This window comes from Mycobacterium kubicae, from assembly GCF_015689175.1.
GTDB lineage: Bacteria > Actinomycetota > Actinomycetes > Mycobacteriales > Mycobacteriaceae > Mycobacterium > Mycobacterium kubicae.
The window spans coordinates 3,900,904-3,915,472 of record NZ_CP065047.1 but is presented as its reverse complement, the minus strand read 5'-3'; the positions used below and the strand labels follow the sequence as shown (position 1 = coordinate 3,915,472).

The window sequence follows — 14,569 nt, the reverse complement described above, 5'->3', positions numbered from 1 at the left end:
TGCCCCCGCTTCCCGAGCGGGGCGAATTGGACCCGCTCCGCAATGACGCGGCCGGAACGGCCGCGCAGGAGCGGAACCGATCCGGCCTACTATCTGTCGCGAGTTGGGAGCGAACGGCATGACGATCGATCCCGGGGCCAAACAAGAGGTCAACGCGTGGACCACCGAGAACTCCGATATCCCGGAGTGGGTCTCGAAGGCCTATTTCGACAGCTATCGAGGACCGCAGAACGACCAGGAAGCTGACTCCGGGGCGCCCGCCTCACTGGTGACACCGGCCTTGTTGTCCGCGCACTATCGGCTCGGTCAGCACCGACCGGCCGGAGAAAGCGCTGTGGCCGTCTACCTGGCCGACGACCCGGGCGGGTTCGGGCCGGCGCTCCAGGTGGTCACGGAGCACGGCGGCATGCTGATGGACTCGGTCACGGTCCTGCTGCACCGACTCGGCGTGGCCTACACCGCGATCATGACGCCCGTCTTCGAGGTCCGTCGCGATCGCGCGGGCGACCTGATCAGCATCGGCCCGAAACCCGACGACACGTCCCCCTACGTCGGTGAGGCCTGGATCCACGTCCAACTGTCCGCGTCGGTCGACCGCAAGGCGCTGGCCGAGGTCGAACGACTGCTGCCCAAGGTCCTCGCCGACGTCGAGCGGGTGGCCACCGACGCGACAGCGCTGATCGCCACCCTGGCCGAAGTGGCCGCCGACGTCGACACCAACGCCGACGGCCACTACGCCGCCCCGGATCGGGAAGAGGTGGCCGCGCTGCTGCGCTGGCTGGGCAACGGCAACTTCCTGCTGCTGGGCTACCAGCGCTGCCGGGTGCATGACGGCCAGGTCTCCGGCGACGGGTCCACCGGCTTCGGCGTGCTGCGGGCCCGCTCGGGCACCCGCCCCCGGCTGACCGACGACAACAAGCTGCTGGTGTTGGCCCAGGCCGCGGTTGGCAGCTACCTGCGCTACGGCGCCTACCCGTATGCCATCGCCGTGCGCGAGAACGTCGACGACGGCGTGTTCGAGCACCGCTTCGTCGGGCTGTTCACCGTCGCGGCCATGAACGCCGACGTCCTGGAAATCCCCACCATTTCCCAACGGGTTCGTCAGGCGCTCACCATGGCCGGCAGCGACCCCAGCCACCCCGGCCAGCTCCTGCTCGACGTCATCCAAACCATGCCGCGCCCCGAGCTGTTCACGCTCAGCGCCGAGCGACTGCTGACGATGGCCAAAGCCGTCGTGGATATGGGATCGCAACGACGCGCTCTGCTGTTCCTGCGCGCCGACCGGCTGCAGTTCTTCGTCTCGTGTCTGGTCTACCTGCCACGCGATCGTTACACCACCGCGGTGCGCCTGCAAATCGAGGACATCCTGGTCCGCGAATTCGGCGGCACGCGACTGGAATTCACCGCCCGGGTCAGCGAATCACCCTGGGCGCTCATGCATTTCATGGTGCGGCTGCCCACCGATGATACGGCCGCTGCGCCCGGCGCGGTCGACGTCTCCGAAGCCAACCGGCTACGCATCCAGGCGCTGCTCAGTGAAGCGGCGCGCACCTGGGCCGACCGGCTGATCGGTGAAGCTGCAAGCGCTTCGATCACGCACGCCGACGCCGAGCACTACGCCGCGGCCTTCCCTGAGGCCTACAAGCAGGTGGTCAGCCCGGCCGACGCCATCGACGACATCAAGATCATCGAAGAGCTCAGCGACGACTCGGTCAAGCTGGTGTTCTCCGACGGTGGTGCAGAACGCGCCGCCCAACTCACCTGGTTCCTGGGGGGACGCACCGCCTCCCTGAGCCAACTGCTGCCGATGCTGCAGAGCATGGGCGTCGTGGTGCTCGAAGAGAGACCGTTCACCGTGACGCGGCCCGACGGGTTGCCGGTGTGGATCTACCAGTTCAAGATCTCGCCACATCCCACCATGCCGCTGGCCCAGACCACAGCCGAAAGGGAAGCCACCGCAAAACGATTCGCCGATGCGGTCACCGCGATCTGGCAGGGCCGCGTCGAGATCGACCGGTTCAACGAACTGGTCATGCGGGCCGGGTTGAACTGGCAGCAGGTGGTGTTGCTGCGCGCCTACGCGAAATATCTGCGGCAGGCCAACTTCCCCTACAGCCAGTCCCACATCGAGTCGGTGCTCAACGAGCATCCCTCCACCGCCTGCTCCCTGGTCACGTTGTTCGAAGCGCTGTTCGACCCGCGACCGTCGGGATCCCCGGCGAGCCGCGACGCCCAGGCGGCCGCCGCAGCGGTGGCCGCCGACATCGACGCGGTGGTGGGCCTGGACACCGACCGCATCCTGCGTGCGTTCGCCTCACTGGTACAGGCCACCCTGCGGACCAACTACTTCGTGACGCGCGCGGGTTCGGCTCGCAGTCGAGATGTGTTGGCCGTCAAACTCAATGCGCAGCTGATCGACGAACTGCCGCTGCCCCGGCCGAAATTCGAGATCTTCGTGTATTCGCCCCGCGTCGAAGGGGTGCATCTGCGGTTCGGCCACGTCGCCCGCGGTGGGTTGCGGTGGTCGGACCGCCGCGACGATTTCCGCACCGAGATCCTCGGTTTGGTCAAGGCGCAGGCGGTCAAGAACGCGGTCATCGTTCCGGTCGGAGCAAAAGGCGGATTCGTCGTCAAGCGTCCGCCGCTGCCCACCGGTGACGCCGCCGTCGACCGCGACGCCACCCGCGCCGAAGGCGTCGCGTGCTACCAGCTGTTCATCTCGGGCCTACTCGACGTGACCGACAACGTCGACCACGCCACCCGAAACGTCAGCGCGCCGCCGGAAGTGGTGCGCCGCGACGGTGACGACGCGTACCTGGTGGTGGCCGCCGACAAGGGCACCGCCACCTTCTCCGACATCGCCAACGACGTCGCCAAGTCCTACGGATTCTGGCTCGGCGACGCTTTCGCCTCCGGCGGATCGGTGGGCTACGACCACAAGGCCATGGGCATCACCGCCCGCGGCGCGTGGGAAGCGGTCAAGCGCCACTTCCGGGAAATCGGTGTCGACACCCAAAGCCAAGATTTCACCGTGGTCGGAGTCGGTGACATGAGCGGCGACGTCTTCGGCAACGGGATGCTGCTGAGCAAGCACATCAGGCTGATCGCCGCCTTCGACCATCGGCACATCTTCCTCGACCCCGATCCCGATCCGGCGTCGTCCTGGGCTGAGCGCCGGCGCATGTTCGACCTGCCCCGCTCCAGCTGGGACGACTATGACAAGTCGCTGATCAGCCAGGGCGGCGGCGTCTACAGCCGTGAGCAGAAAACCGTTCCGGTCAGTGCGGAAGTCCGCGCCGCGCTGGGCATCGACAGTGACGTCACCGAAATGGCCCCACCCAACCTGATCAAGGCCATCCTGCTGGCGCCGGTGGACCTGCTGTTCAACGGCGGCATCGGCACCTACATCAAGGCCGAATCCGAATCCGACGCCGACGTGGGTGACCGCGCCAACGACCCGGTGCGGGTGAACGCGAATCAGTTGCGCGTCAAGGTGATCGGTGAGGGCGGCAACCTCGGGGTGACGGCGCGGGGCCGCGTCGAATTCGACTTGTCGGGCGGACGGATCAACACCGACGCGCTGGACAACTCCGCCGGCGTCGACTGCTCCGACCACGAAGTCAACATCAAGATCCTCATCGACTCGCTGGTCACCGCCGGCAAGGTCGATCCCGAGGAGCGCAGCGCGCTGCTGGAGTCGATGACCGACGAAGTGGCCCATCTGGTCCTCACCGACAACGAGGACCAGAACGACTTGATGGGTACCAGCCGCGCCAACGCGCCAAGCCTGTTGCCGGTGCACGCCAGGCAAATTGACTACCTGGTGTCCGAGCGGGGCGTCAACCGCGAATTGGAGGCGCTGCCGTCGGAGAAGGAAATCGAGCGGCGTTGTGACATCGGCCTCGGTCTCACCTCACCCGAACTGGCCACCCTGATGGCGCACGTGAAGCTGGCGCTCAAAGACGATGTGTTGCGCACCGAGCTGCCCGACCAAGACGTCTTCGCCGCGCGGCTGCCGCGCTATTTCCCGGCGCCGCTGCGGGAACGGTTCACCCCGGAAATCCGCTCACACCAACTGCGCCGGGAAATCGTGACCACCATGCTGATCAACGATCTGGTGGATACCGCGGGCATCAGCTATGCGTTCCGGATCACCGAAGACGTCGGCGTCAGCGCGGTCGACGCGGTCCGCACCTACGCCGCAACCGACGCCATCTTCGGCGTCGGGCACATCTGGCGGCGCGTCCGGGCCGCGAATCTGCCTGTGGCACTGTCGGATCGGTTGACCTTGGACACTCGTCGGCTGATCGACCGCGCCGGGCGATGGCTGCTCAACTACCGTCCTCAGCCGCTGGCTGTCGGCGCCGAGATCAACCGGTTCGCCGCCAAAGTGAAGGCGTTGACACCGCGGATGGGGGAGTGGTTGCGCGGTGACGACAAAGCCATCGTGGAAAGGGAAGTCGCGGAGTTCACCTCGCTGGGTGCCCCGCACGACCTGGCCTACCGGGTGGCGAGCGGGCTCTACCGCTACAGCCTGCTGGACATCATCGACATCGCCGACATCACCGACACCGACACCGCCGAAGTCGCCGACACCTATTTCGCGCTGATGGACCGGCTCGGCACCGACGCGCTGCTGACTGCGGTATCCGAACTGCCCCGCAACGACCGGTGGCATTCGTTGGCGCGGTTGGCGATTCGCGACGACATCTACGCCTCGCTGCGGTCGTTGTGCTTCGATGTGCTGGCCGTGGGCGAGCCTGACGAGAGCGGCGAAGAAAAGATCGCAGAGTGGGAGCACATCAGCGCATCCCGTGTCGACCGGGCTCGCCGCACCCTGAGCGAAATACGGGAAAGCGGTGCCATGGACTTGGCGACGCTGTCGGTCGCGGCGCGGCAGATCCGCCGAATGACGCGTACTAGTGGACGGGGATCCTCCGGGTGAGCACAGGTTTCGTCGCGCAGGTGCCGGTGCGCTGGTCGGACATCGACATGTACCAGCACGTCAACCACGCCACCATGGTCACCATCCTGGAAGAGGCTCGGGTGCCGTTCCTCAAGGACGCGTTCGCCTCGGACATCATCACCATCGGGCTGCTGATCGCCGACGTCAGAGTCACCTATAAAGGCCAACTGCGCCTGATGGATTCGCCGCTGCAGGTCACCATCTGGGTGAAACGCCTGCGGGCGGTGGACTTCACCCTCGGGTACGAGGTCCGGTCAGTCAACGCCGCGCCCGACTCCAAGCCTGCGGTCATCGCCGAGTCCCAACTGGCCGCCTTCCACATCGACGAGCAGCGGCTGGTGCGGTTGGCCCCACACCACCGGGAATACTTGCAACGGTGGCTGCGGGAATAGCGGGGGCGACCGAGCGCGGACTGTGGCTGGGCCCGGACGCGCCGGCAGCTCACCGCGCGGACCTGGCCGCATTCGTCGATCGTGCCTTAAGGCTCGACGACGCCGCGGTGATCCGGTTGCGGTCTCGCTCATCTGGGCTGCTGAGCGCTTGGGTGGCAACGGGTTTCGATGTGCTGGCCAGCCGGGTGGTCTCCGGCACAATGCAGCCCGCCGATATGTCGGTCGGCGCGGACGCATTGGCGCGCGGACTGGCCGCCATGGACACCGCATCGGGCTACGTCGATCCCGGCTATTCGATGGACTCGGCCTGGCGGGGCGCTCTGCCGCCGGAATCGGGGTTCACCCACCTCGACGACGTCCCCGCCCGGGTGATCCTGGAGCTGTCGCAGACCGGTGCGCAACTGGCCAAGCAGCACAGCGGCGCGCACGGTCCGCCGGTCTCCCTGCTGGACCAGGAGGTCATTCAGGTCAGCTCGGCCGACTTCACCGTCGGGTTGCCGATGCGCTGCGTATTCGCTCTGACGGCCATGGGCTTTCTGCCGCAGTCACCGGAGGCGATCGGCGCCGAGGAGATGATCCGGGTCCGGATCCTGCCGGCGTGGCTGCGCATCGACGCCAAGTTCGGCTCGGTATACCGCCGACGCGGTGATCCGGCGCTGGTGCTGCGCTGACGAGCGCTACTCGTCAACGAATCAGGTTGATTTTATGGCGGCGGCAGCCGAAGCCGATCAGGTGCCGTAGACGAGCCACAGCGGCAGAACCGAATCCAGGTAGTTGATGAATTTCTTCAGCCCGACTCGGTATTGCCCGTAGCCATAAGGGTCTTCGGCATATTCCGGGAATGCGATGCCGAGCCCGAAGAGCCCGGGAGCGATGATGCCGTTCTGTTGGTTGTAATCCAGCGGGCCCCACTGCGGCGTCTCGGGCAGCTTCCTGCGCTCGAAGCCGACGGTGTAGACCACGCGATCGCATGTTCGCAGTTGCTCTTCGAACTCGGGACTGGAAACCGAATACCGTTCCAGCTTCTTCGGATACACCCCGTCGATGTTCTCCCGCGCCCACACCGCCGCTCGGCCCTTCAGGCCGGTGTCGTCGAAAAGTATCCAATCATCGAGGTAGATGGCATATTTCAACGGGCTGCGGTAGAAGTTGATCACCTTCTCGACGGGGTGACGCAGCAAGTGCGGCAAAGCGATCATCGACGAATGCGACGAGCCGAAGACCGCGACCGTCGCCCCTTCCAACGGCTCCTGGGCAAGCTTCTCGGGATCGAGCGCGACTTCGACCGGGATTTCCTGCAACGGATAGTCGAGCTTCTTCGGCACGGCGCCGACGGCGAGAATCACATTGTCCGAGACGATTTCTGGACCTGTGGTCTCGATATGCCATTGCCGTCTGGTCAGGCGCAGCGCGGTTGCCGTCGCCTCAAAGGCCGGTACCCGCTCCCGTAGATGCTCGGTGATCCACACCAGCGGTTCGGCTACCAGGGCAAGGGCACACGTCTCCTCGGGATCGACTTCGCGCAACGCCAACGGAGGAGCCTCGGAAAACCGGAATGCTTTGGAGGCGTTGAGGTATTCCAGAAACGTGCCGACGATGGTGTTGCTGGAGACTAATCGCCACTTCTGCCCCAGATCACCCGCCGCGAACGCCGGATCAACCCAGGCGATGGCCTCGTCCGGGACGCCGTGATCGAGCAGCCGGCCCACCGCCGCGATTCCGGCGGGCCCGGCTCCGATCACTGTCCACGCGTAGGGTGCCATGTACCACGTATAGAGCACCGCGCGGCGCAATGCATGTCGTCGCGCGCCCGGCTAGACCAACCACGCCGCGGCATCGGGCGGCAACTGGCCATCGCGCAGCGGGGCGCTGCACAGGATGAGCTCGCCCGGTGGCAGCGGCACCGGGACGCCGCTGGCATTCAGTGCGCACACCAGCCCGCCGCCGCGGCGCCGGAAGATCAGGACGTCGGCGGGTGCAGCGAGCCAATCGATCTGGGTGCCGTCGAATTCGTTGCGGTCACTGCGTATCTCGATCATCCGGCGGAAGAACGACAAGGTCGATTCGGGGTCGGCGCGTTGCTTTTCCACCGTCAGACCCGCCCAGTCCGCAGGCATCGGCAACCACGTGTCGGCGTTGGTGGAGAAGCCGAACGGGGGAGTGTCGCCCGACCAGGGGATCGGAACCCGGCACCGATCGCGCCCGCGGTCGGTGTGCCCGGAGCGCTCCCAGGTGGGGTCTTGCAGCACTTCGTCGGGCAGGTCCATATCGGGCAATCCGAGTTCCTCGCCGTTGTAGATGAACACCGCGCCCGGCAGGGCCAGCATCAGCATCGCCATGGCGCGGGCCCGGCTTAGCCCGACCTCGCCGCCGCCGTAGCGGGTCACCTCCCGGCCCACGTCGTGGTTGGACAGCGTCCAGGTCGGCGTGGCGTCTTCCAGAGCGGCGGCTTCGAGCGAGTTCTGCACCGCGTCGCGGATTTCGCCGACCTCGAAATCGGTGCGTGTGAGCCGGAAGTTGAAGCCGAGATGCAGTTCGTCGGGCCGCACGTATTCGGCCCACTGGGCGTTGTCGCGAACCCATACCTCGCCGACGGTGACCGCCTCGGGATAGTCGTCCATGACCGTCCGTATGTCGCGATGGATCGCGTGCACGTGGGGGCGGTTGAAGCGCGGGTCGTCGTCGCTGTGGTGCAACACCGAAATGTCTGATTCCGGCGCGTCCGGCAGCCCCTCGGGCTTGGCCATGCCGTGGGCTACGTCGATGCGGAAGCCGTCCACGCCGCGTTCCAGCCAGAACCGCAGCGTCTTCTCGAAGTCGTCGAAAACCTCGGGGTTGTCCCAGTTGAGGTCGGGCTGTTCGCTGTCGAACAGGTGCAGGTACCACTGGCCCGGGTTGCCGTCCGGTTCCACGACCCGCGTCCAGGCCGGCCCGCCGAACACCGACTTCCAGTTGTTGGGCGGCAACTCGCCGCGCTCGCCGCGCCCGTCGCGGAAGAAGTAGCGCTGCCGGGCATCGGTGCCGGCGCCGGCGGCCAGTGCCGCCTGAAACCACGGATGCGCCGAACTGGTGTGGTTGGGCACCACGTCCATGGTGACTTTGATGCCGCGCTGGTGTGCCGCGGCGATCAGCCGTTCGAAGGCGGCCATCCCGCCGAACAGCGGGTCGATATCGCGGGGATCGGCGACGTCGTAGCCATGGTCGGCCATCGGCGAGACGGTGACGGGGTTGATCCAGATGGCGTCGACCCCGAGGTCGACCAGATGGTCCAGCCGGTCCGCCAGACCGTCCAGGTCGCCGACGCCGTCACCGTTGCTGTCGGCGAACGAGCGCGGATACACCTGGTAGAAGACCGCGTGCGACCACCAGGGTGCCTCGGCCGCCATCAGAAAGCCGAGTTGACGAGGGAGTGCGCGGCCATCTCCAGGTACTGCAGCAACTGGCGCCGGCGCTCGTCGTCGAGGGTGTCGGAGTCCACGGACGCCACCGCGGTGTGCATGCACCGCAGCCAGGCGTCGCGCTCGATGGGCGTGATCCGGAACGGCACGTGCCGCATCCGCAGGCGCGGATGGCCGCGCCGCTCGGAGTAGGTTCGCGGGCCGCCCCAATACTGCTCGAGGAACATCCGCAGGCGTTCCTCGGCGCCCGACAGCTCCTCCTCGGGATACAACGGGCGCAAAATCTCGTCGTGCGCGACCTCTTGGTAGAAACGCGACACGATCGCGTCGAACGTCTTGGCGCCGCCGACCGCATCGTAGAAAGACTCTGTCATCTGATCCATCCCCTCCATTGTGGGCCATTTGCGACCCGGGGCGTTGTGAGCGCCTGCTGTTCACCGGTTCGACACGGCGTGGCGGACAATTAGGCGTGCAGTCGGCCGCGAATCATGGTGGACTGTCGGCGGAGGATTTATGGCGCACGGCAAGAAACGCCGCAGCCACCGCAGTACCGGTGCCGCGGCAGGCGGGATGGGGCCCCCGACCACGTCATGCCTGCATAGCGTCGAAACACATCCCCCCAACCGCCACGACGGCGCATCAATCTGGAACCGGCGCCGCGTGCTGCTGCTCAACTCCACCTATGAGCCGCTGACCGCGCTGCCGATGCGGCGCGCCATCGTCATGCTGATCTGCGGCAAGGCCGACGTGGTGCACCACGACCCGACCGGTCCGATCATCCACTCGGCGACCAGTTCCATCGCGGTGCCCTCGGTGATCCAGCTGCGGTCTTATGTCCGGGTGCCCTATCGCGCCCGCGTACCGATGACCCGGGCGGCGCTCATGCACCGAGACCGGTTCTGTTGCGCCTATTGCGGAGCCAAGGCCGACACCGTCGACCACGTGGTGCCCCGCAGTCGCGGCGGTGACCACTCGTGGGAGAACTGTGTGGCCTGCTGCTCGACCTGCAATCACCGCAAGGGCGACAAGCTGCTCACCGAACTGGGCTGGACCTTGCGCCGCACGCCGCTGCCGCCAACGGGGCAGCACTGGCGGTTGCTGTCGACCGTCAAGGATCTCGACCCGTCATGGGCGCAATACCTCGGTGAAGGCGCGGCCTGAGAGGGCTTGCGGTGTCCTAGGTGCGCCGGTTGATCCCCCGGTGGGATACGGTTTGCGTCGTGAGCTTAATGGAGATCCACCTCTTCTTCATCGGAGTCCCGTTGCTGCTGGTGGTTGTCCTCGCGGCGCTCATCTGGTCGCGCAAGGGCCCCCACCCGGCAACCTACAAACTGTCCGAGCAGTGGACGCACCCACCGATCCTGTGGGCCGCTACGGACGAGGATGTCGGCCACGCCCACGGACACGGACACGGGCATGGGGCATCGAACTTCACAGTGGGAGGTGGCGCCAGTGGCACGTGGTGAAGTCGCGACGATTGAACCGACCGAGCTGCCCAGGGGATGGGTGCTCACCACCAGCGGACGGCTGTCCGGGGTCACCGAGCCCGGGGACGTCTCGGTGCGCTACCCGTTTCCGATCAAAGACCTGGTCGCCATCGACGACGCCCTGAAGTACGGCTCGCGGACATCCCAGGCCCGCTTCGCCATCTACCTGGGCGACCTGGGCGAGGACACCGCGTCACGGGCCCGGGAAATCCTGGCCAAGGTGCCGACTCCCGACAACGCCGTGTTGCTGGCCGTGTCCCCCAACCAGAGCGCCATCGAGGTGGTCTACGGCTCGCAGGTGCGCGGCCGGGGTGCCGAGTCGGCGGCTCCGCTCGGGGTAGCCGCGGCTTCCTCGGCCTTCGAGCAGGGCAACCTGGTCGACGGCCTGGTCAGCGCGATCCGCGTGCTGAGCTCCGGGATCTCGCCCGCCTAGTCGCAGGCTCGCTCTGGTCGCGGGCTCGCCCCGCCGCGCGCTACCCGGCGCGGTCGAACTGTTGGGCCCTGAACGACCGCTTCACCGCGGCCTGGCCCTCCAACACCAGTCGGCGCAGCGCCGCGGGCACTTCGGACTCCGGCGCGCTGAGGAACCGGTCGGCGGCCGCGATGGCCTCCTCGCTGATGTCCCAGTGCGGATAAAGGCCGATCACCACCGACTGCGCGACCTCGCTGGACCGCCGCGCCCACACGCCCGGGATCGCTTCGAAATAGCGTGCGGTGAACGGCTTGAGCAGCTCACCCTGCCCCGGCGCCGCGATGCCCGCGATCATCGCGCGGCTCAGCGCATTGGCCAGGGTGTCGTCCTCCACCACCGTGGTGAACGCCTCCTCCTTGACCGCGATTTGCGGGCGCGCCGCCGCCGCCTGGGCGCTGTGCCGCTTGCCGGCCGCCGTGCGGTCACGCTGCGCTTCGGCATCGATGCGCGGGGTCTGCGGCCCGTCGGCATCGATGGCTCCCGCGGTAGCCAGCGCCGTGATGACGCGCCAACGCAGGTCGGTGTCGACTTCCAGGCCGGCCAACCCGACGTCGGCGGGGTCCCCGTCGAGTAGCGCGGTGAGGGTTTGCACATGCTGGGCCGACAGCACCGACGAGCACAGCGAGTTGACGAAGGCCAACTGGTGATCCGAGCCGGGCTCGGCGTTGCGCGCCAGCTCCAGCAGCCGGTCGGCGAACGCCGGCCAGCCGTGCGCGCGCGCCCAGGCCGGCTCGGCGTAGGAACCCAGCGCCGTCTGCGCCTGCAGCAGCAATCGCTGCAACACCGCGATCTCGGTTTCAGCGTGAACACCCCTGGACACCAGCGCCACGAAGTCGCGGGCGCGCAGTTCTGCTTCGCGGGTCATCTCCCACGCTGCCGACCACACCAGCGACCGCGGCAGCGCCTCGGTGATGTCGGCGATCCGGTCGAACGCGGTCTGCAGCGACTCGGGGTCCAACCGCAGGGCGCAGTACGTCAAGTCGTCGTCGTTGACCAAGACGAGCTTGCCGCGCGAAAGGCCAACCAGCCCGGGCACTTCCGTCGTCTCACCCTCGACGTCAAGTTCCTCCCGATGGATGCGCACCAGCTTGCCGGATCCGTCGTCGTCGTAGATGCCTACCGCCAGGCGGTGTACCCGTGTCTCTCCCGCGCCCGGCGCGGCGCCGCTCTGGATGATCGTGAACCTGGTGAACCTGCCGGAGCTGTCGACGTCGAAGTCGGCCCGCAAGGTGTTGAGCCCGGTGGTTTTCAGCCACTGCTGTCCCCAGTCGGACAGGTCGCGTCCCGAGGCTTTCTCCAGCGCGGCGACCAGATCGTCGAAGGTGGCGTTGGCGAAAGCGTGCGCCTGGAAGTAGTCACGCAGGCCGGCCAGGAAGTGCTCCAGGCCCACGTAGGCAACCAGTTGCTTGAGCACCGATGCGCCTTTGGCGTAGGTGATGCCGTCGAAGTTGACCTCCACCGCGTGCAGGTCGGGGATGTCTGCGGCAACCGGGTGGGTGGACGGCAACTGGTCCTGGCGGTATGCCCACGACTTCTCGACGGTGGCGAAAGTGGTCCAGGCTTCGGTGAATTCAGTGGCCTCGGCCTGGCACAACACCGACGCGAAAGTGGCGAAGGATTCGTTGAGCCACAGGTCGTCCCACCAGGTCATGGTGACCAGGTCGCCGAACCACATGTGCGCCATCTCGTGCAGCACCGTCTCGGCCCGTCGTTCATAGGACGCCCGGGTCACCTTGCTGCGGAACACGTAGTCCTCGAGGAAGGTCACCGCGCCGGCGTTTTCCATTGCCCCGGCGTTGAATTCGGGCACGAACAGCTGGTCGTACTTGCCGAATGCGTAGGGCGTGCCGAAGTTGTTGTGGTAGAAGCCGAATCCCTGCTTCGTCTGAGTGAACAGCCGCTCGGCGTCCATGTGCTCGGCCAGCGAGGCCCGGCAGTAGATGCCCAGCGGTATCTCGCCGTGTTCGTCGCGGTAGACGTCCTCCCACAACGCGTAGGGGCCGGCGATCAACGCCACCAGGTAGGTGCTCATCCGCGGAGTCGTCGCGAAGGTGTGCACGCCGTCGGAGACCGAAGTGGCGGCGGCGTTGGACACCACCTTCCAGTGTGTGGGCGCTTTGACCCGCACATCGAAGGTGGCCTTGAGATCGGGTTGGTCGAAGCAGGCGAACATCCGCTTGGCGTCGGCCGTTTCGAATTGCGAGTACAGGTAGGTTTCGTCATCCACCGGGTCGACGAAGCGGTGCAGGCCCTCACCGGTATTCGAATAGCGGCAATCGGCGTCGACCAACACGGTGTTGTGCTCGGCCAATCCGCGCAGCGCGATCCCGACGGACTCGTCGTAGCCGGACACGTCGAGCTCGTGACCGTTCAGTGTGGCGCTGCGGACCCGGTCTGCCGCGATGTCGATGACGGTGTCGGCGCCGGGCAATGCGTCGAACACCACCGTGGTGGTGGACCGGAAAGTGCGTTCGCCCGGCGCTCCGTTGCCGTCGGTCACATCGAGGTCGATCTGATAGCTGTCCACGGTGATCAGTCCGGCGCGTTCGACCGCCTGATTCCGGGTGAGATTGGGAAGAGCCACGGGCTCCAACATAGGCGTACTGACGGCGCCGGGCAGGACAGCGTCTCGGCGGGGAACAGTTACCGCGCGGCTACGGTTGTGTTGAGCGGCTATCCCTGACTCGCTAGAGAGGACCGCACTATGCCCGAGAAAGCTGTCGCCGGTTTCTGGTTCGACCCGCTGTGCCCGTGGTGCTGGATCACCTCGCGCTGGATTCTCGAGGTCGAGAAGGTGCGCGACATCGAAGTGCAATTCCACGTGATGAGCCTTGCGGTGCTCAACGAACACCGAGAAGACCTGCCGGAGCAGTACCGCGAGAACCTGGCCAAGGCCTGGGGTCCGGTGCGGGTCGCAATCGCCGCCGAACAACAGCACGGCGCCAAAGTGCTCGACCCGCTCTACACCGCGATGGGCACCCGGATCCACAACCAGGGCAACAAGGACCTCGAGGACGTCATCAAGGGATCCCTCGCCGACGCGGGCCTGCCGGCCGAATTGGCCGAGGCCGCCACCAGCGACGCCTACGACGCGGCCCTGCGGGAAAGCCACCACGCCGGGATGGACGCGGTCGGCGACGACGTCGGAACCCCGACCATCCACATCAACGGTGTGGCGTTCTTCGGGCCGGTCCTCTCCCGCATCCCGCGCGGTGAAGAGGCGGGCAAGCTGTGGGACGCTTCGGTGACGTTCGCGTCCTATCCGCACTTCTTCGAACTCAAGCGAACCCGCACCGAGGGCCCGCAATTCGACTAGCCGCACCGGCGCCCGCGGGCGTCGCGGCCGGCATCGTGCAGAATGTCGGGCATGCGCGTCTATCTGGGGTCTGACCATGCCGGTTTCGAACTCAAGCAGCAGATCATCGCGCACCTAGAGCAAGGCGGCCACGAGCCGATCGATTGCGGCGCGTTCGGCTACGACGCCGAGGATGACTACCCGGCGTTCTGCATCGCCGCCGCGACGCGCACGGTGGCCGATCCCGACAGCCTGGGCATCGTGCTGGGCGGCTCGGGCAATGGCGAGCAGATCGCCGCCAACAAAGTGCCTGGCGCGCGGTGCGCCCTGGCGTGGAGTGTGGAGACCGCCTCGCTGGCGCGCCAGCACAATAACGCTCAGCTGATCGGGATCGGCGGACGCATGCACACCCTTGAAGAGGCGCTGGCCATCGTCGACGCCTTCTTGACCACCCCGTGGTCGAATGTCGAACGCCACCAACGGCGTATCGACATTCTCGCCGAATACGAACGCACCCACCAAGCACCGCCGGTGCCCGGCGTCCCCGGCTGAGCCCAGA

General features: G+C 66.7%; 12 protein-coding genes. 8 read left to right on the top strand and 4 right to left on the bottom strand.

The window, feature by feature from the left end:
- The first annotated feature begins 118 nt into the window (after positions 1-118).
- Genes I2456_RS18365 through I2456_RS18355 form a run of 3 tightly spaced genes read left to right on the top strand, consistent with a single transcriptional unit; the run spans position 119 to position 6,029 of the window.
- Complete coding sequence (locus I2456_RS18365) at positions 119-4,945, top strand: NAD-glutamate dehydrogenase (RefSeq protein WP_085074737.1); 4,827 nt, start codon at positions 119-121, stop codon at positions 4,943-4,945.
- Positions 4,942-5,358, top strand: a complete 417-nt coding sequence (locus tag I2456_RS18360; protein ID WP_068032539.1) for an acyl-CoA thioesterase — start codon at positions 4,942-4,944, stop codon at positions 5,356-5,358. Before I2456_RS18365 ends, I2456_RS18360 begins: the two co-directional genes overlap by 4 nt.
- On the top strand, positions 5,355-6,029 hold the full coding sequence (locus tag I2456_RS18355; RefSeq protein ID WP_068158664.1) for a DUF8010 domain-containing protein: 675 nt from the start codon (positions 5,355-5,357) through the stop codon (positions 6,027-6,029). The genes I2456_RS18360 and I2456_RS18355 overlap by 4 nt, the downstream gene beginning before the upstream one ends.
- Before the next feature lie 57 nt (positions 6,030-6,086).
- On the opposite strand, the gene I2456_RS18350 is transcribed toward I2456_RS18355, so the two are convergent.
- The 3 genes from I2456_RS18350 to I2456_RS18340 all read right to left on the bottom strand — a co-directional run bounded on the left by I2456_RS18350 (position 6,087) and on the right by I2456_RS18340 (position 9,130).
- Positions 6,087-7,100 carry an FAD/NAD(P)-binding protein gene (locus I2456_RS18350; RefSeq protein WP_085074880.1) on the bottom strand — a complete coding sequence of 338 codons (1,014 nt, stop codon included), beginning with the start codon at positions 7,098-7,100 and terminating at the stop codon, positions 6,087-6,089.
- A gap of 72 nt (positions 7,101-7,172) precedes the next feature.
- Positions 7,173-8,744 carry a glycoside hydrolase family 13 protein gene (locus tag I2456_RS18345; RefSeq protein WP_085074736.1) on the bottom strand — a complete coding sequence of 524 codons (1,572 nt, stop codon included), beginning with the start codon at positions 8,742-8,744 and terminating at the stop codon, positions 7,173-7,175.
- Positions 8,744-9,130, bottom strand: a complete 387-nt coding sequence (locus I2456_RS18340; protein WP_116645650.1) for a globin — start codon at positions 9,128-9,130, stop codon at positions 8,744-8,746. Before I2456_RS18340 ends, I2456_RS18345 begins: the two co-directional genes overlap by 1 nt.
- Before the next feature lie 139 nt (positions 9,131-9,269).
- Here I2456_RS18340 and I2456_RS18335 point away from each other — a divergent pair, with 139 nt between their 5' ends.
- The 3 genes from I2456_RS18335 to I2456_RS18325 all read left to right on the top strand — a co-directional run bounded on the left by I2456_RS18335 (position 9,270) and on the right by I2456_RS18325 (position 10,676).
- Positions 9,270-9,917, top strand: a complete 648-nt coding sequence (locus tag I2456_RS18335; RefSeq protein WP_085074735.1) for an HNH endonuclease — start codon at positions 9,270-9,272, stop codon at positions 9,915-9,917.
- A 68-nt stretch (positions 9,918-9,985) separates the two neighbouring features.
- Positions 9,986-10,222 (top strand): aa3-type cytochrome oxidase subunit CtaJ, encoded by a 237-nt coding sequence (gene ctaJ, locus I2456_RS18330; protein ID WP_068032518.1) that lies wholly within the window; start codon positions 9,986-9,988, stop codon positions 10,220-10,222.
- Entirely contained in the window at positions 10,209-10,676 is a 468-nt protein-coding gene (locus tag I2456_RS18325) for a DUF5130 domain-containing protein (protein ID WP_085074734.1), read from the top strand. The genes ctaJ and I2456_RS18325 overlap by 14 nt, the downstream gene beginning before the upstream one ends.
- 40 nt (positions 10,677-10,716) lie before the next feature.
- On the opposite strand, the gene pepN is transcribed toward I2456_RS18325, so the two are convergent.
- Positions 10,717-13,299 (bottom strand): aminopeptidase N, encoded by a 2,583-nt coding sequence (gene pepN / locus I2456_RS18320; protein WP_085074879.1) that lies wholly within the window; start codon positions 13,297-13,299, stop codon positions 10,717-10,719.
- Positions 13,300-13,419: 120 nt separating this feature from the next.
- Between pepN and I2456_RS18315 the strand changes: the two genes are divergently transcribed.
- The gene (locus tag I2456_RS18315; RefSeq protein WP_068032513.1) at positions 13,420-14,031 is read left to right on the top strand and encodes an Rv2466c family mycothiol-dependent reductase; all 612 of its coding nucleotides are present in this window, start codon (positions 13,420-13,422) and stop codon (positions 14,029-14,031) included.
- A gap of 51 nt (positions 14,032-14,082) precedes the next feature.
- A complete protein-coding gene (locus I2456_RS18310; RefSeq protein WP_068032531.1) occupies positions 14,083-14,562 on the top strand; it encodes a ribose-5-phosphate isomerase in 480 nt (159 codons plus the stop codon).
- Positions 14,563-14,569 lie beyond the last annotated feature (7 nt).